The 14,560-nt window shown below is 59.8% G+C and carries 14 protein-coding genes; 5 read left to right on the top strand and 9 right to left on the bottom strand.

Annotated features, from left to right (window positions below):
* Window positions 1-37 precede the first annotated feature (37 nt).
* From ACOTYH_RS10265 to ACOTYH_RS10250, 4 genes are all read left to right on the top strand, one after another.
* A complete protein-coding gene (locus tag ACOTYH_RS10265) occupies window positions 38-1,075 on the top strand; it encodes a LacI family DNA-binding transcriptional regulator (RefSeq protein WP_323132051.1) in 1,038 nt (345 codons plus the stop codon).
* Window positions 1,076-1,208: 133 nt separating this feature from the next.
* A complete protein-coding gene (gene hydN, locus ACOTYH_RS10260) occupies window positions 1,209-1,754 on the top strand; it encodes an electron transport protein HydN (RefSeq protein WP_017382793.1) in 546 nt (181 codons plus the stop codon).
* A 6-nt stretch (window positions 1,755-1,760) separates the two neighbouring features.
* On the top strand, window positions 1,761-3,977 hold the full coding sequence (hypF, locus tag ACOTYH_RS10255) for a carbamoyltransferase HypF (protein ID WP_421637728.1): 2,217 nt from the start codon (window positions 1,761-1,763) through the stop codon (window positions 3,975-3,977).
* A gap of 1 nt (window position 3,978) precedes the next feature.
* Entirely contained in the window at window positions 3,979-5,001 is a 1,023-nt protein-coding gene (locus tag ACOTYH_RS10250) for a HoxN/HupN/NixA family nickel/cobalt transporter (protein WP_032654779.1), read from the top strand.
* Window positions 5,002-5,127: 126 nt separating this feature from the next.
* Here the strand turns inward: ACOTYH_RS10250 and norW are convergent, their stop codons facing one another.
* Both norW and norV read right to left on the bottom strand, forming a co-directional pair.
* Window positions 5,128-6,261 (bottom strand): NADH:flavorubredoxin reductase NorW, encoded by a 1,134-nt coding sequence (gene norW, locus ACOTYH_RS10245; RefSeq protein WP_032654776.1) that lies wholly within the window; start codon window positions 6,259-6,261, stop codon window positions 5,128-5,130.
* The gene (gene norV / locus ACOTYH_RS10240) at window positions 6,258-7,700 is read right to left on the bottom strand and encodes an anaerobic nitric oxide reductase flavorubredoxin (protein WP_063134888.1); all 1,443 of its coding nucleotides are present in this window, start codon (window positions 7,698-7,700) and stop codon (window positions 6,258-6,260) included. Before norV ends, norW begins: the two co-directional genes overlap by 4 nt.
* A gap of 187 nt (window positions 7,701-7,887) precedes the next feature.
* Between norV and norR the strand changes: the two genes are divergently transcribed.
* The gene (gene norR / locus ACOTYH_RS10235; RefSeq protein WP_017382788.1) at window positions 7,888-9,402 is read left to right on the top strand and encodes a nitric oxide reductase transcriptional regulator NorR; all 1,515 of its coding nucleotides are present in this window, start codon (window positions 7,888-7,890) and stop codon (window positions 9,400-9,402) included.
* Here the strand turns inward: norR and gutQ are convergent.
* From gutQ to srlA, 7 genes are all read right to left on the bottom strand, one after another.
* Window positions 9,399-10,364, bottom strand: a complete 966-nt coding sequence (gene gutQ, locus ACOTYH_RS10230; protein ID WP_023295321.1) for an arabinose-5-phosphate isomerase GutQ — start codon at window positions 10,362-10,364, stop codon at window positions 9,399-9,401. The two genes, norR and gutQ, sit on opposite strands and share 4 nt — an antisense overlap.
* Window positions 10,357-11,130, bottom strand: a complete 774-nt coding sequence (gene srlR, locus ACOTYH_RS10225) for a glucitol operon DNA-binding transcriptional repressor SrlR (RefSeq protein WP_015571676.1) — start codon at window positions 11,128-11,130, stop codon at window positions 10,357-10,359. The genes gutQ and srlR overlap by 8 nt, the downstream gene beginning before the upstream one ends.
* Before the next feature lie 63 nt (window positions 11,131-11,193).
* Complete coding sequence (gutM, locus tag ACOTYH_RS10220; RefSeq protein WP_015571675.1) at window positions 11,194-11,553, bottom strand: transcriptional regulator GutM; 360 nt, start codon at window positions 11,551-11,553, stop codon at window positions 11,194-11,196.
* A 91-nt stretch (window positions 11,554-11,644) separates the two neighbouring features.
* Window positions 11,645-12,424: a sorbitol-6-phosphate dehydrogenase gene (srlD, locus tag ACOTYH_RS10215; protein WP_045339987.1), complete on the bottom strand. Its 780-nt coding sequence runs from the start codon at window positions 12,422-12,424 to the stop codon at window positions 11,645-11,647.
* Window positions 12,425-12,438: 14 nt separating this feature from the next.
* Window positions 12,439-12,801, bottom strand: a complete 363-nt coding sequence (gene srlB / locus ACOTYH_RS10210; protein WP_017692786.1) for a PTS glucitol/sorbitol transporter subunit IIA — start codon at window positions 12,799-12,801, stop codon at window positions 12,439-12,441.
* 12 nt (window positions 12,802-12,813) lie between these two features.
* On the bottom strand, window positions 12,814-13,773 hold the full coding sequence (srlE, locus tag ACOTYH_RS10205; protein ID WP_045141877.1) for a PTS glucitol/sorbitol transporter subunit IIB: 960 nt from the start codon (window positions 13,771-13,773) through the stop codon (window positions 12,814-12,816).
* Window positions 13,770-14,333, bottom strand: coding sequence for a PTS glucitol/sorbitol transporter subunit IIC (srlA, locus tag ACOTYH_RS10200; RefSeq protein ID WP_015571673.1), 564 nt, complete (start codon window positions 14,331-14,333; stop codon window positions 13,770-13,772). Before srlA ends, srlE begins: the two co-directional genes overlap by 4 nt.
* Window positions 14,334-14,560 lie beyond the last annotated feature (227 nt).

The raw sequence follows: 14,560 nt of genomic DNA, 5'->3' as shown, positions 1-14,560 counted from the left end.
CTGCGACAATTTTTCTGCGGTGCAGTACACTGCGCCCATCAGGTTCAGACGGAATAATAATATGACCACGATGCTGGAAGTGGCGAAGCGGGCAGGCGTATCAAAAGCGACGGTCTCCCGGGTACTGTCGGGGAACGGTTACGTCAGCCAGGAGACGAAAGACCGGGTTTTTCAGGCCATCGAAGAGAGCGGGTATCGCCCCAATCTGCTGGCGCGAAACCTGGCGACCAAACGCACCCAGACTCTGGGGCTGGTAGTGACGAACACCCTGTACCATGGGGTCTACTTTAGCGAGCTGCTGTTTAACGCCGCGCGGATGACGGAAGAGAAGGGGCGTCAGCTGATCCTGGCGGACGGCAAGCACAGCGCCGAAGAGGAGCGCGAGGCGATCCAGTACCTGCTCGACATGCGCTGCGACGCGGTAATCATCTATCCGCGTTTTCTGAGCGTGGAAGCGCTGGACGAGATCATTGAGAAATGCGAGCAGCCGATCATGGTGCTCAACCGCCGTTTGCGGAAAAACAGCAGTCACAGCGTCTGGTCCGATCATAAAGCGTCGTGTCAGGACGCGGTATCGCAGCTGATTGAGAAAGGCCACCGGGAGATTGCGTTTATCACCGGTTCGCTGGATTCCCCCACCGGGGTGGAGCGTCTTTCCGGCTACAAGGACGCGCTGGCGCAGCACGGGATTGCAGTTCGCGACGCGCTGATCGCCGAAGGGAAGTGGAACCCGGCCAGCGGCGCGGCGGCGGTCTCTCAGTTGCTCACCCGCGGCGAAACGTTTACCGCGCTGGTGGCGAGTAACGACGATATGGCGATTGGCGCCATCAGGCAGCTGCACGAGAGCGGCGTCGCCACGCCGGGCGCAGTGTCCGTCATAGGCTTTGACGACGTGGCAATCGCGCCCTATATCGTGCCGTCCCTCTCCAGCGTGCGTATTCCGGTAACGGAGATGATTCAGGAGACCATCAGCCGTATGATTTTCATGCTCGACGGCGGTGAGTTTAAGCCTCAGCAAACCTTCTCCGGCGAGCTTATCCTGCGCGACTCCGTCATTGACGGCCCGCATCGCTGACGTCGACATCTGTCATCGTCACTAATGACGATGACAGATCCTTCTCTTTTAAATTTCCCTATAAAATCAATGCATTAAATATTGGCACGGTTTATGAATAGCTTCGCGCATAACAGTAATGCCGGAGAAGCAGATGAACCGTTTTATTATGGCCGATGCCAGCAAATGCATTGGTTGCCGTACCTGTGAAGTGGCGTGCGTGGTGTCCCATCAGGCAGAGCAGGATTGCGCCTCTCTCACCCCTGATACTTTCCTGCCGCGCATCCACGTCATTAAAGGCGTGAATATTTCTACCGCCGCTATCTGTCGCCAGTGCGAAGACGCGCCGTGCGCCAACGTCTGTCCGAACGGGGCGATTAAGCGCGAGAAAGGCTTCGTGCATGTGATGCAGGAGCGCTGCATCGGGTGCAAAACCTGTGTGGTGGCGTGCCCGTATGGCGCGATGGAGGTGGTGGTTCGCCCGGTAGTGCGCAACAGCGGTATCGGGCTGAGCGTGCGCGCGGAGAAAGCCGAAGCCAATAAATGTGACCTCTGCTACCACCGCGACGCCGGTCCGGCGTGTATGGAAGCCTGTCCGACGCATGCGCTGGTCTGCGTCGATCGCGACAAGCTCGAACAGATGAGTGCCGAAAAACGCCGCCGCGCGGCGTTCGACACCTCGTCATCGCTGCTGTTTTAAATTGCGATGAGCGTTAACGGCGTACAGCTTCGGGTACGCGGCAAGGTGCAGGGGGTAGGATTTCGTCCTTTCGTCTGGCAGCTTGCGCACCAGCTGGGGCTGGCAGGCGACGTCTGCAACGACGGAGAGGGTGTCCTGGTGCGTCTCGCGGGCAGTGGGGGTGACTTTACCGCGAGACTGCGCCAGGACTGCCCACCGCTGGCGCGCATCGATCGCGTTGAAACGCAGCCGTTCAGCTGGACGACGCTGCCGGACGAGTTTGTCATCCGCCACAGCGAGAGTGGGGCGATGGACACGCAAATCGTCCCGGATGCCGCCACCTGTCCCGCATGCCTGGCGGAGATGCGCGATCCCCGCGAACGTCGCTACCGCTACCCGTTTATCAACTGCACCCACTGTGGGCCGCGGTTTACCATTATCCGCGCCATGCCCTATGACCGCCCGGCCACGTCAATGGCGCCATTCCCGCTCTGTGTGCCCTGTGAAACGGAGTACCTCAACCCGGCTGACCGGCGTTTTCACGCCCAGCCGGTGGCCTGCCCGGATTGCGGACCGCAGCTGGAGTGGCGAGCCGGGGAGGCTGCTGCCACCCGCGAATCGGCGTTAAGCGCGGCGGTGGCGATGCTGGAAGGCGGCGGGATTGTGGCGGTCAAAGGGCTGGGCGGTTTTCACCTGGTCTGCGACGCGCTTAACCCGCAGGCGGTTCGGAAATTACGGGCACGCAAGCAGCGCCCGACCAGGCCGCTGGCGGTGATGATCCCGCATGCGGACGATCTGCCGGAGGCCATCCAGACGCTGTTACGTTCACCCGTTGCGCCGATTGTGCTGACGCCAAAAGCCTGCCTTCCTGCGTTTCCTGAGGAGATTGCGCCGGGGCTGGATACGGTCGGCGTGATGCTGCCTGCGAACCCGCTCCAGCATTTGCTGATGCTGGACTGCCAGCGCCCGCTGGTGATGACCTCCGGCAACCTCAGCGGCCATCCACCCGCCATAAGCAACCAGCAGGCGCTGGAAGAACTCAGTGACATCGCTGACGGCTTCCTGCTGCACAACCGCGACATCCTGCAACGGATGGATGATTCAGTGATGGACCAGGAGGGCACGATGCTGCGTCGCGCACGCGGTTTTGTGCCGGATGCCATCACATTGCCCGCCGGATTCCGCGACATCCCGCCCATGTTATGCACCGGCGCGGAGATGAAAAACACCTTCAGCCTGGTGCGTGGCAACCAGGCGGTGCTGAGCCAGCATTTTGGCGATCTGAGCGACGAGGGGGTAGAGGCGCAGTGGCGCAGTGCGCTCTCGACGATGCAGGACATCTACGCCTTTCAGCCTGAGCGCGTGGTGTGCGATGCCCATCCGGGATATCACGCCCGACAGTGGGCCCGGGCGCAGGCGCTGCCCGTTGAGACCGTGCTGCATCATCATGCGCATGCGGCAGCGTGTCTGGCGGAGAATGGCTGGCCGCTCGACGGCGGGGATGTTATTGCCCTGACCCTGGACGGGATCGGCATGGGCGAGAACGGCGCGCTGTGGGGCGGCGAGTGCCTGCGGGTGAACTATCGCGACTGCGAACGGCTGGGCGGTCTGCCAGCCGTTGCGCTGCCGGGGGGCGATCTGGCGGCAAAACAGCCGTGGCGCAATTTGCTCGCCCACTGTCTGGCGTTCGTACCTGACTGGCAGCAGTACCCGGAAACAGAGGTGGTACAGCGTCAAAACTGGCCGCTGCTGGCAACGGCTGTGTCGCGCGGTATCAATGCGCCGCGGGCCTCCTCCTGTGGTCGTCTGTTCGACGCCGTGGCCTGTGCGCTGGGCATTGAAACGCAACGCTATGAGGGCGAAGCCGCGTGCCGGCTGGAGGCGCTGGCCGAACGCTGCGCAGGGGTTGATCATCCGGTGACGCTCCAGACGGATAACCTTGCGCTGTTCTGGCAACAGTGGCTTACCTGGCGGGCGGAACCCGGCGAGCGTGCCTGGGCTTTTCACGATGCGCTGGCAAAAGGGCTGAGCGAACTGGCGGCAACGCATGCCCGCCGACGGTCGCTCACGACGGTGTGCTTCAGCGGAGGCGTCCTTCACAACCGCCTGCTGCGCGCGCGCCTTCGTCATTACCTTTCTGATTTCACGCTTCTTTTTCCTTCGCGCCTGCCCGCAGGCGACGGAGCGATCTCCTTCGGGCAGGCGGTGGTTGCTGCCGCCCGATCATGTTCACAAGGGATTTAAAATGTTACGACTTTTACGCAATGAACCTCGTGCAGCGTGCCTGCTGCTGGCTCTCGGGATGGCTAACCTGCTGGCCTGGGGGCTGGCGTGGCACACCTTTAGCGGCAGTACGGCGCTGATGGCGGCCAGCCTGCTGGCCTGGTGTTACGGACTGCGTCATGCGGTGGATGCCGACCATATCGCCGCGATTGATACCGTGACGCGTAAAATGATGCAGCAGGGCAAGCGCCCGTCCGGCGTGGGCGCATGGTTTTCCCTCGGACACTCCACCATCGTGGTGCTGGCCTCCATTGCTATCGCCGCGACCGCCACGGCGTTTCAGAAAAACATGGCATGGTTCCACGAAACCGGCAGCCTGATTGGCACCGCCGTCTCCGCCACCTTCCTGCTGGCGATGGCGCTGGTGAATATGGTGATCCTGCGCGGCGTCTGGCGCAGTTTTCAGGCGCTGAAACACGGCAATCCCGTGCAGGGCGACATCACGCTGCCTGCACAGGGCGGCGTCATGAACTGGCTGTTCGGCAAAACCTTCCGCCTCGTCAATAAAAGCTGGCAGATGTACCTGGTCGGTTTCCTGTTCGGCCTGGGGTTCGACACCGCCACCGAAATCGGCGTGTTGGGGATCTCCGCCGCCAGCGCCTCCAGCGGGATGTCGGTGTGGTCGATCATGATCTTCCCGGCGCTCTTCGCCAGCGGCATGGCGCTGGTGGATACGCTCGATAACCTGCTGATGGTGGGTGCCTACGGCTGGGCGTTTAACAAGCCGCAGCGCAAGCTCTACTACAACATGACCATCACCGGCACTTCGGTGGTGGTGGCGCTGTTTATCGGCGGCCTGGAAGCGATGGGTCTGCTGATGGACAAGTTCGCCCTCAGCGGCGGCGTGTGGGATCTGATTGGCGCGGTGAACGATAACCTGGGCGACGCCGGATTTGTGGTGGTCGGGCTGTTTGTCGCCTGCTGGCTGATCTCGATGGCGAACTATCGCTGGCGCGGTTATGACGCGCTGGTGGTGCGCTCCTGACGCTGAAAGTGTAGCGATAAAAAAAGCCCCGGGACATCGGGGCGGTGGACAACAAAATCCAAAGGTTAAGTAAGCGTGGCAGTACTGTAGGCCGGGTAAGCGGAGCGCCACCCGGCATGACGAGGGTTAAGCTGGTAGCGATTTCAGCAGCGCGAAGGCCTCCTTCATTCTGTCTTCGCTGACGACAAAGGCGCGCATCTGACCGTCGGTATCGGTGCCGCGCGCCACCATGCCCTGAGGCGAAAGGACAATCTCCCAGTCCAGATCCTGACGCTGCGTTTCACCTGCGAGATGCAGCGGTAGTTCCGGCGTTTTTACCTTCACCAGCATGGCGGGTAATTTCACCGGGGCGTTGCCGCCGAGCAGGTTTTTCGCCAGGAACATGGCGCTTAACTGAATCGGTTGCAGGAACGGCAGCACCTGGCCGTTAATTTCCGCGCAGTCGCCCAGGGCATAAATGTCCGGCCGGGTGGTTTGCAGGTAGCTATCCACCTTCACGCCTCGATTGATCTCTGCGCCCGCGCGGTGCGCCAGCGCGGTTTCCGGGCGCAACCCCGTCGCCGCAATAACCACATCCACTTCCACGCTGCGGTTGCGGTCGAGCGTCGCACAAATGCCGGTTTCGGTTTTGCTCAGGCTCTGTAACTGCGATTTCAGCAGCAGATGCACGCCCATGTCGGTCAGACGATGCTGTAAGCGACTGCTTACTTCTGCTGGCATCAGCCCTGACAGAATGCTGGCCGCGTGGTCAACCAGGGTGACGGATTTTCCCGCCCGGCAGAAGTCCATCGCCAGCTCGGTGCCAATCAGTCCGCCGCCGACAATCATCACCCGCGTGGCGTCGCGTAACAGGGTCTCGCTGGCCTGATACTCCTGCTGGCTGTTGAGCGTGACCATCAGCTCGCGGCCCTCAACCGGCGGCACAAACGCCGATGCCCCCGTCGCCAGCACCAGTTTGTCGTACTGCCAGGTTTTATCTTTCGCGTTCACCACGTGGGCGTCGGCGTCGATATCGGTGACCCAGGTGTACGGAAACAGACGCAGGTTAAACTGTTCTGCGAACTCCCCCGCCGTCTGGCGGGTGAGATCGTCGGCGCGCTGATTCTGGCTAATGACGTGGCTTAAATCAGGCTTGTTGTACTCATCCATGCTGTCGGCGGCGATCACCGTCAGCGGCACGTTAGCATCCTGTTTGCGGATATTTTTCACCAGCTGGCGGGCGGCAAAGCCCGAGCCGATAATGACGATGCCGTGGCTCATTTTGCCTCCGTTGCCAGTTCATCAAAGACGTCTTTCCCGAGGGAACATTCCGGGCAGAGGAAGTTGTCCGGCACCTCGCTCCACGGCGTACCCGGCGCGACATCCTGCAACGGCTCGCCCAGCTCAGGATCGTAAATCCACTGGCAGACGCTGCACTGCATGCAAGGGCCAAGGTCGGCAGCGGCAGCTTCTGCTACAGCTTTCGGCGTAACCGCCGCGGCGGGTGCGGTTTCCGGCAGCGGCGCAAGCGCCCACTGGCGGGCAATGTCGCGACCGTGCTGACGACAGATTTCCAGCGCGTCGAGATCCGGACGCCATTTCGCCTTCAGGCTCAGGGACATCTCAAAACCGGCATCCTGTAAACGGGTGGAGAGACGGTCTACCGCGCCGCCGCTCCAGCCGTGTGAACCAAAGGCGCTGGCGCGTTTGTTACGAAAGCGCAGGCCGGTCATCTCTTCCACCAGTCCGGCAATTTTCGGCATCATCACGTTATTCATGGTGGAGGTACCCACCAGCACGCCTTTGGAGCGGAAGACGTTGGTCAATACCTCATTCTTATCGCTGCGCGCCACATTGAAGATTTTCACCGCCACGTTCGGGTCAACTTCGTTGATGCCCTGGGCAATGGCGTCCGCCATCATGCGGGTGTTGTTGGACATGGTGTCGTAGAAGATGGTGATGCGATCTTCCTGATAGTCCGCCGCCCACTTCAGGTACAGTTCGACAATCTGGGTTGGATTTTCACGCCATACCACGCCGTGGGAGGTGGCAATCATATCCACCGGCAGGTTGAAGCCGAGGATCTCGGTGATTTTTGGCGTGACCAGACGGCTGAACGGGGTCAGGATGTTGGCGTAGTAGCGCTGGCACTGTTCGAACAGCTCGGTCTGATCCACTTCGTCGTTGAACAGACGTTCGTCACAGTAGTGCTGGCCGAAGGCGTCGTTACTGAACAGCACCGCGTCACCGGTCATGTAGGTCATCATGCTGTCCGGCCAGTGCAGCATTGGGGTTTCCACGAAGATCAGCTGTTTGCCATTGCCGATATCCAGCGTGTCGCCGGTTTTCACGGTGTGGAAGTTCCACTCCGGATGGTGGTGGTGGCCGTTGATGGAGTCAATGGCGTTGGTGGTGCAGTAGATCGGGGTATCCGGAATGTGGGACATCAGCTCGGTCAGCGCCCCGGCATGATCCTCTTCCGCGTGGTTGATGATAATGTAGTCGATCTCATTCAGATCGATTTCGCTGCGCAGGTTCTGCACGAACTCGCGGCTGAATTTGTGATCGACGGTATCGATCAGGACGTTTTTACCTTCACGAATGAGATAGCTGTTGTAGCTGCTGCCGCGCAGCGTTTTGTATTCCGTCCCGTGAAAATCACGTACTTCCCAGTCACGTTGACCCACCCAATGAATGTTATTTTTAACCAGAATAGACATAGCAACCTCAACTTAATACGGCGTTTTCAAATAAGATGACTGTCATATATCAAGTTGCGTGCCAACTTTTTAACTTGTTGAAAATAATGTGTTTTCGTTTCGATGCTCCTTAGTGGGTAGTCATTTTGACTATCTTAAAAATTGTCAATATGACACTATGTATTGTCAAAATGACAGTGAGGCAGAGATGAGCTTTTCCGTAGATGTGCTGGCGAAGATCGCCATAGAACTGCAAACCGGTATTGGTCATCAGGACCGCTTTCAGCGGCTGATCTCCACGTTGCGCCACGTGCTGGATTGCGATGCGTCGGCGCTGCTGCGTTACGAAGGGCGGCAGTTTATTCCGCTGGCTATCGACGGTCTGGCGAAGGACGTACTCGGGCGGCGCTTTACCCTGGAGGGCCACCCGCGTCTGGAAACCATCGCCCGCGCGGGTGACGTGGTGCGTTTCCCGGCAGACAGCGATCTGCCCGATCCTTACGACGGCCTGATCCCCGGACAGGAGAGCCTGAAGGTGCACGCCTGTATCGGCCTGCCGCTGTTTGCCGGGCAGAACCTGATTGGCGCGTTAACCCTCGACGGCATGTCGCCGGATCAGTTCGATACCTTCAGCGACGAAGAGCTACGGCTGATTGCCGCGCTGGCGGCCGGGGCGCTGAACAACGCCCTGCTGATAGAACAGCTGGAGAGCCAGAATATTCTTCCGGGTAGCCCGACGGCGTTTGAGCAGGTGGCGCACACCGAAATGATCGGCCTTTCGCCAGGCATGGCGCAGCTCAAAAAGGAGATTGAGATTGTCGCCGCGTCTGATTTGAACGTGCTGATCTTCGGGGAGACCGGCACCGGTAAAGAGCTGGTGGCAAAAGCGATCCACGAAGCCTCGCCCCGTGCGGTGAATCCGCTGGTCTATCTCAACTGCGCGGCGTTGCCGGAAAGCGTGGCGGAAAGCGAGCTGTTCGGACACGTCAAAGGGGCCTTTACCGGGGCGATCAGCAACCGCAGCGGCAAGTTCGAAATGGCTGATAACGGCACGCTGTTCCTCGATGAAATTGGCGAACTCTCCCTTTCGCTTCAGGCCAAACTGCTGCGGGTGTTGCAGTATGGCGATATTCAACGCGTGGGAGACGATCGCAGCTTACGCGTGGATGTGCGCGTGCTGGCGGCGACGAACCGCGATCTGCGCGAAGAGGTGCTGGCGGGGAATTTCCGCGCCGATCTGTTCCACCGTCTGAGCGTGTTCCCGCTCACGGTGCCGCCGCTGCGCGAGCGGGGCGAGGATGTGGTTCTGCTGGCGGGCTTTTTCTGCGAACAGTGTCGGCTCAAAATGGGGCTTTCCCGCGTGGTGCTAAGTCCCGGCGCGAGGACGCACCTGCTGAGCTACGGCTGGCCGGGTAACGTGCGTGAGCTGGAACATGCGATCCACCGCGCGGTGGTGCTGGCGCGGGCAACGCGTTCGGGGGATGAAGTGGTTATTCATGCGCGCCATTTCGCGCTGCATGAGGAAACGATGCCGCCCGTGAAGCCGGTGATACCTGAGAGCGTGAACGAAAACCTGCGCGAGGCGACGGATGCGTTCCAGCGTCAGATGATCGCCCGCGCGCTGGAGCAGAATAACCGCAGCTGGGCGGCGTGCGCGCGGGCGCTGGAGATGGACGTCGCCAACCTCCACAGGCTGGCGAAACGTCTGGGGCTGAAGGGTTAAATAATCCCCGCCTGGTAGAAGTCTTGCAGGTTGATTGCGCCGCACAGCCTGCCGTGCTCGTCCACCACCGGTGCGGCGGTGATTTTGCGCTTCATCAGCACCTCTTTGGCTTCAATGGCGCGGCTGTCGGCATTCAGCGTCAGCCCGCCCCGGGTCATTGCTTCGGATACCCGCGCCTCCAGCCTGCCGCCTCCCACCAGCCAGCGGCGCAGGTCGCCGTCGGTGAAGACGCCCTTCACCTGACGGTCGTTGTCGCATACCGCAACCAGCCCCAGCCCGGTGCGGCTCAGCTCCAGCATGGCGTCCATCACGCTGGTGTCGAGTTTAACCTGAGGAATGGCATCGTCGGTGCGCATCAGGTGGTGAACCTTGTTGAGCAGACGAGCCCCAAGCGCGCCCGCAGGATGGGAGCGGGCGAAATCTTCCTCATTAAAACCGCGCGCCTGCATCACCGCCATCGCCAGGGCGTCGCCCATCATCAGCGTGTTGACGGTGCTGGAGGTCGGTGCCAGGTGCATCGGACAGGCTTCGCGCTCAACGGAAATATCCAGCGTTGCTTTCGCGGCCAGCGCCAGCGGCGAACGGGATTTGCCGGTCATCGCTAACAGGGCCACCGATTTTTCTTGCAGGCGAGGGATGATGAGATCCAGCTCTTTGGCTGAACCGGAGTAGGAGATAAACAGCATCACGTCGCGGCTTTCGATCATCCCCAGATCGCCGTGCAGCGCTTCGGCAGGATGCACGAAGAACGCCGGGGTGCCGGTGCTGGCAAGCGTCGCGGCAATCTTCTTGCCGATATGACCGGATTTACCGATACCCGCCACGATCACTTTGCCCTCGCAGTGGATAATGGTGTTGGCTGCACGAACAAAATCCTCACCCAGACGCTCCGGCAGGCGGCTGGCTTCCTGTAGCTCCAGCAGCAGGGTCTGACGGCCTGCGTTTAACAGAAAATCACTCATTTTTCTCTCCGGTTACGATCACGTCGATGCCCTTCGCTTCCAGCGCTTTTTTAAATGCCGGATCGATACCTGCGTCGGTAATCAGCTTATCGACGCTTTCAAGGCTACAGACAATGTTGGGGCTTTTACGGCCAAACTTCGACGAGTCCGCCATCAAAATCACTTCCCGCGCGGCGTTGCACATCGCTTTGCTGACGCTGAACACCTCGTTGAAGGTGGTCACGCCCGCGTTGAGGTCGATGCCGTCCGTGCCCATAAACAGCTTATCGAAGCTGAAGTGGTCGAAGGCATTCTCCGCCAGCTGCCCGTGAAACGACGCGGATTTTTTACGGAAGGTGCCGCCGGGCATCAGGATGGTCTGCTCGCTGTCGAACTCTGACAGGGCATTGACGATGTGCAGGCTGTTGGTCATCACGGTGATGTTATTAAAGCGGCTGAGCAGCGGGATCATCTGTAGGACGGTACTGCCTGCGTCGAGGATAATGGAATCGCCGTCCTGGATAAATTTGACGGCGGCTTCGGCAATCAGCGCTTTCTGGTGAGTATTGATCAGCGTTTTGTGGTCGATAGGCGGGTCGGCTTCGTCTTTATTGAGCACCACGCCGCCGTAGGTACGAATGACGGCGCCGGAGTTTTCGAGCAACACCAGGTCCTTGCGTATTGTCGTGCCGGTGGTGTCAAAGTAGTGGGCCAGATCCTCTACCGAGCACTTTCCCTGCTTTTGCAGATGCTCAAGTATGGCCGCCTGCCGCTGACGTGGTTTCATAGGCGCTTCGTTCCTTACGTTGCGAAATGATAATTCCGCAAGTTTATAACTTTCACAACGAAATTATCCATGTTTCAGATTAAGCGCTAATGATAGTGCATTCTGACAGAGTGAATCATGGGGGAAGATCACATCAGGTTGTAATTCATGCAGCGAAATGCCGTCGATCGCCTGGATTTTGGTCGGACGGGCAAACACCGTTACGCCGCGCATGATGAGGGAATCGCAAACCATATTGTTTTCATCCAGCGCAACAGCGACGACAACCCGCGGTTTGAAGCGTCCCCCGGAACGCCCGACGCCCACGCGTCCCTTCTGACACAGGGCATCAAAGGCGCGGTTAAACTGACGGATTTGCCAGCCGCCAAACGCCATCTGGCAAAGCCAGGCGAGGGCGGCGACGGTGATGAGTGCGGTGACCATATCGGCTCCTTAACTGCCGGGTGGCGGCTGCGCCTTACCCGGCCTACGGGGATTGTAGCCCCGGTAAGCGCAGCGCCACCGGGGAATGAACTCAGAACATCACCTGCCCACCGGTGACGTTAATCGACTGCCCGGTGCAGTACGAGGCTTTCGGGCTGGCGTAAAACAGCAGCATGTTCAGCACGTCCTGATAATCGCACCCGCGCTTCAGCGGCACTTTGTCGATGTAGTACTGTTCGACGTCCTCTGCTTTGATGCCAAGTTTGGCGGCATACTGCGGCAGCAGGGACTGGAACATCGGGGATTTCAGCAGATTACCCAGCATCAGCGCGTGCACGGTTATGCCGTATTCGGCCAGATCCAGCGCCAGAGACTGCGTCAGCCCGACGCCGCCAAACTTCGCCGCGCTGTAGCCGGAGTTGTGCTTGCTGCCCACTTTCCCCGATTTTGAGTTGATCTGAATGATGCGACCCTGAATACCGTCGCGGATCATCAGACGGGAAAATTCGCGGGCGCAGAGGAAATAGCCCACCAGATTCACCTGCAACGAGCGATCAAAATCCCCCAGTTCGAAATCGCTGATAAAGGCCGCTTTCGCAATCCCCGCGCTGTAGACCAGCAGATCGGTGCGACCAAAAATCTCATCCACGCCGCGGGCCAGCGCCATCACGCTCTGCTCGCTGGTGGCGTCGGCGCCAAATCCATACGCCATCCCTTCGCCAAATTCGGTGTTGATGGCGTCCGCTACGCGGGCGGCTTTCTCACTCTGAATATCCACGACCGCCACGCGGTAGCCCTCTGCGACAAGCCCATGGCAGAGGAACTCGCCTAAGGTTTGTCCCCCACCAATGACAACGGCAACCTGACTCATGTGTCTCTCCTTTATTACGAAATAAATTTTAACGTGCAGCCTGGGGTGACGGCCTGCGGAACCGGCCCCTCAACGTGAACCGTGCCGGGATACTCCGCCCGCGGCTGGCCGTCGAAACGCAAGGTGATGTGCCCCAGCTCGCGCAGGTTTTGCTCGGCGACGTCACCGACGGCGGTTACGGCATAGCGCGCCTTGCCCAGCTCCAGCTGGCCACCGGCCTTCAGCTCGCCGTTTAACTCGCCGTGGCAGTGGATAAAGCAAAACTCTTCGATATCTGCCGGGGCGCCTTCGCGGAAGGTGATCAGCATCTGGTCGCTCAGCGCATCGGCCGCGCTCTGGCCGATGCGGGTAATGGTGGTCTGGTAAATCACGGTCATGGCAGGAACCTCTTATTGATAAATAAAGCCGGAGACAAACCAGGCAATTAGCACCGTTGGCGCGCCCGTCAGGAAGCGGCTCACCAGCACGGAGGGGACGCCCACGCGCACGGTCTCCTGGCGCGCTTCCGCCAGTGACAGCCCGACGGGGATGAAGTCGCACGCCGCCTGAGCGTTAATGGCAAACAGGGCGGGCAGGGCGAGGTGCGGGGGAATATTCCCCAGACCAATCTGCACGCCAATCAGCACGCCAATGACCTGGGCAATCACCGCGCCCGGGCCGAGAAACGGCGACAGCAGCGGGAAGGAGCAGATCAGCGCCAGCGTCACCAGGCCGAGCGGGTGGCTGGCGAGCGGGGCGAGGCCGTGGGCAATCCAGTCGCCGAGGCCGGAGGCCATGATGATGCCGATCAGCGCCGAGACGAACGCCATAAACGGCAGAATGGTTTTCAGCACCGTGTCGATGGTGTCGCGCCCGGACTGGAACAGCACCGCCACGGCGGACCCCATCCCCATCCCGACCTTCGCCAGCAGGCCGTCGCTCTGCTCGGTGATTTTTTTGCTGGTGTCGTAGTCGCGCGGGGCTGCTTTTTGCGGCGCGGGTGTGCCATTTACCAGCGTGATGTTGTCCTCCTTCACGCCCGAGACATAAATGTCCTCAAGGATGTACTGCGCCAGCGGGCCTGATTTGCCCGTGGAGTGAATATTCACCGTCGGAATGCGGCGCTTCGGGTAGATGCCGCAGCGCAGCGTGCCGCCGCAGTCGATTACCGCCACGCCGATTTCCGCTTCCGGCGGCTCACCCTCTTTGAAGCCGTCGACTGCTTCCCAGCCGGTCAGCTCGCGCAGCGTGTCGACGATCGCCGGGCGCGTGCCCGCGGTGATGTAGACGATCTTTTTGCCTTCGGTGGCGTCGAACTCCAGCGGGCCGCCCCAGCCGCCCGTGCCTTTCTCTATGCGGATCCGGTTCATACTGTGGCTCCCGAAAGCTGGACTTTCTCATCAAGCTGAATGCCCATTTTTTTCTCAAAAATGGCGGTAGTGAGGTCCGTTACCCAGCCGCGGAAGAAGTTGGTCACCAGGCCGACCAGCAGATAGCTCACCGCCAGCGGGCCGAGCGGCAGTCCCAGCGTAGTGAGACCGCTGGCAATCCCGAGGTAAACAAACAGCTCGCCGGGGTTAATGTGCGGGAACAGGCCGTTCATTGAATGGCAGCTGTAGGAGGCGGCGGCGTAATAACTCGGCTTGTACTTCTCTGGCATAAAGCGGCCGAGGCTTAAGGTCATCGGGTTGCAGAACACAAAGGTGCCGATGAAGGGCAGGATCAGGTAGCGGGACAGCGGATTGCCGGCACAGCGCTGGGCGAAGCGTTCAATACGCTGCTGGCCGATAAAGTTAATCAGGGCGTTCATGATCACCAGCAGGCTGATCAGCAGGGGCAGGATCCCGGTCACCATGCCGGTGAATACCTCGCCGCCTTTCTGAAACAGCCCGATGAACCACTCGGCGCCGTGGGTGATGGTTTCTATCATTCTTCTCTCCTGTAGGGCGTTTGTTTTTGTCTATCTGCGGCTAATAATAATCACTTTGAAAGGTTTTAAGGTGTTAATCATATCTCACAATGAAAGAAAAATGTATTATTTTGAAAGTTTATTGGTGAGGTGAATAATTTTTGGTGGAAAAAAGCACGGATTTGCGTCGGGGAGGTGCGTACCGCTTCCTTGAGGAGTTGGGGATGCTTTACCATACTGGGTTCTTA

Source organism: Enterobacter cloacae complex sp. SHL001, from assembly GCF_049236825.1.
Taxonomy (GTDB): Bacteria; Pseudomonadota; Gammaproteobacteria; order Enterobacterales; family Enterobacteriaceae; genus Enterobacter; species Enterobacter hormaechei_C.
This window is presented reverse-complemented; position numbering and strand designations above follow the sequence as displayed.

What these genes read in the sequence shown, in the direction of transcription:
- norW (WP_032654776.1), bottom strand. Translation starts at nt 6,261, where the DNA reads ATGAGCCACGGCATCGTCATTATCGGCTCGGGCTTTGCCGCCCGCCAG.
- srlR (WP_015571676.1), bottom strand. Translation starts at nt 11,130, where the DNA reads ATGAAACCACGTCAGCGGCAGGCGGCCATACTTGAGCATCTGCAAAAG.
- norV (WP_063134888.1), bottom strand. Translation starts at nt 7,700, where the DNA reads ATGTCTATTCTGGTTAAAAATAACATTCATTGGGTGGGTCAACGTGAC.
- srlD (WP_045339987.1), bottom strand. Translation starts at nt 12,424, where the DNA reads ATGAGTCAGGTTGCCGTTGTCATTGGTGGGGGACAAACCTTAGGCGAG.
- ACOTYH_RS10250 (WP_032654779.1), top strand. Translation starts at nt 3,979, where the DNA reads ATGTTACGACTTTTACGCAATGAACCTCGTGCAGCGTGCCTGCTGCTG.
- gutQ (WP_023295321.1), bottom strand. Translation starts at nt 10,364, where the DNA reads ATGAGTGATTTTCTGTTAAACGCAGGCCGTCAGACCCTGCTGCTGGAG.
- hydN (WP_017382793.1), top strand. Translation starts at nt 1,209, where the DNA reads ATGAACCGTTTTATTATGGCCGATGCCAGCAAATGCATTGGTTGCCGT.
- srlB (WP_017692786.1), bottom strand. Translation starts at nt 12,801, where the DNA reads ATGACCGTGATTTACCAGACCACCATTACCCGCATCGGCCAGAGCGCG.
- norR (WP_017382788.1), top strand. Translation starts at nt 7,888, where the DNA reads ATGAGCTTTTCCGTAGATGTGCTGGCGAAGATCGCCATAGAACTGCAA.
- gutM (WP_015571675.1), bottom strand. Translation starts at nt 11,553, where the DNA reads ATGGTCACCGCACTCATCACCGTCGCCGCCCTCGCCTGGCTTTGCCAG.
- srlA (WP_015571673.1), bottom strand. Translation starts at nt 14,333, where the DNA reads ATGATAGAAACCATCACCCACGGCGCCGAGTGGTTCATCGGGCTGTTT.
- hypF (WP_421637728.1), top strand. Translation starts at nt 1,761, where the DNA reads ATGAGCGTTAACGGCGTACAGCTTCGGGTACGCGGCAAGGTGCAGGGG.
- srlE (WP_045141877.1), bottom strand. Translation starts at nt 13,773, where the DNA reads ATGAACCGGATCCGCATAGAGAAAGGCACGGGCGGCTGGGGCGGCCCG.